Below are 1532 nucleotides of genomic sequence, written 5' to 3' on the forward strand. Positions count from 1 at the left end.
GTTCGAGGCGGATGACCTTGGCGCCCGGAAAGTCGCGCTCGAACTTCAGGATGTTCTCGACCTGCGCGCCGCGCCACGAATAGATCGACTGGTCGTCGTCACCGACGCAGGCGATGTTCTTGCGCTCCTGCGCGAGCAGCCGCAGCCAGAGATATTGCGACGAGTTGGTGTCCTGATACTCGTCGACCATGATGTATTTGAAGCGCTGCTGATACTGCGCGAGCACGTCGCGGTGCGTCTTCAGGATAACGAGCATGTGGAGCAGCAGGTCGCCGAAATCGCACGCGTTGAGCGCGCGCAGCCGGGTCTGATATTGCTCGTAGAGTTCGCCGCCGCGGCCGTTGGCGTAGCGTTCGCTCTCGCCCGCATCGATATCGGCGGGGACGAGGCCCTTGTTCTTCCACTGGTCGATCAGCCCGGCGAGGCTGCGCGTCGGGAAACGCTTCTCGTCGATGTCCGCCGCGAGGATGAGTTGCTTGAGCAACCGCAGCTGGTCGTCGGTATCGAGGATCGTGAAGTTCGATTGCAGCCCGACCAGCTCGGCATGGCGGCGCAGCATCTTGGCGGCGATCGCGTGGAAGGTGCCGAGCCACGGCATCCCCTCGACCGCGTCGCCGACGAGTCGCCCGACCCGCTCGCGCATCTCGCGCGCGGCCTTGTTGGTGAAGGTGACGCTCAGGATCTCTGACGGCCACGCCTTCTTGGTGAAGATCAGGTGTGCGAGTCGCGCGGTCAGCGCCGCGGTCTTGCCGGTGCCCGCGCCGGCGATGATCAGGACGGGGCCGTCTGTCGTCAGCACCGCCTCGCGCTGCGGCGGATTGAGGCCACGAAGATAGGGAGGCTCGGCTTGCGCCGCGGACGTTTGGACGATCTGGTTCACCGGTGAACAGGTAGGGAACGGGGCGCGGTGGGGCAACCTTTGAAACGTCGCCGAACCGTCGCGTGGGCGTAACGAACCGCGACTAGGGACTGCGCAGCGACGTGGTTCGTCGTCGGAGATGCCGCATTCAGAATGGCGTCCCGATGCGCAAGCGCCGTCGCCCGCAGGCCGATGCCTGCGGACCGCAGGACCATATGAGGACCATCATCATGAAGATTTTCATCAGCGTCGCCTCGGCGGCGATCGTCGGCGCGTGCCTGTTCTCGACGGCCGCATCGACCAGTTCCGTGCGTGAGCCCGTGTCCGTGCGCGTCTCGCACGCGGGGCTCGACCTGACGAGCGCCGCGGGGCGGACGCTGTTCCAGCGCCGGCTGCAATCGGCGATCGCCAGGGCGTGTGAGCCGCACTGGAGCGGTCTCGATGCGTTCGCCGACGCGCATCGCTGCCGCCAGGAGATGATCGCCGATGCGAGCGTCAAGATGGCGGCCGTCCTTCGTCGCGACGGCACGCTGCTCGCCAGCATCAACGGGACGCGCTGATCTGTCGCGCTAGTCCAGGACATCGGCGTCGACCTATCCTCCCCCGCAAGGGGGAGGTGGCTGGCGCTTGCCAGACGGAGGGGGAGGGGAGCGTAACCTCGGTTGCGTGTCCG

The 1532-nt window shown here is 66.3% G+C and carries 2 protein-coding genes; one reads left to right on the forward strand and one right to left on the reverse strand.

Annotated features, from left to right (window positions below; all coding sequences use genetic code 11):
- A partial coding sequence (locus tag ASE88_RS19585) for an ATP-dependent helicase (protein WP_414893896.1) occupies nucleotides 1–871 on the reverse strand: 871 nt, incomplete at its 3' end.
- 218 nt (nucleotides 872–1089) lie between these two features.
- Here ASE88_RS19585 and ASE88_RS13200 point away from each other — a divergent pair.
- On the forward strand, nucleotides 1090–1419 hold the full coding sequence (locus tag ASE88_RS13200) for a UrcA family protein (protein ID WP_162233420.1): 330 nt from the start codon (nucleotides 1090–1092) through the stop codon (nucleotides 1417–1419).
- Nucleotides 1420–1532: the final 113 nt, after the last annotated feature.

This window comes from Sphingomonas sp. Leaf38 (assembly GCF_001421825.1).
In the GTDB taxonomy this organism is placed as follows: domain Bacteria; phylum Pseudomonadota; class Alphaproteobacteria; order Sphingomonadales; family Sphingomonadaceae; genus Sphingomonas.

What these genes read in the sequence shown, in the direction of transcription:
- ASE88_RS13200 (WP_162233420.1), top strand. Translation starts at nt 1,090, where the DNA reads ATGAAGATTTTCATCAGCGTCGCCTCGGCGGCGATCGTCGGCGCGTGC.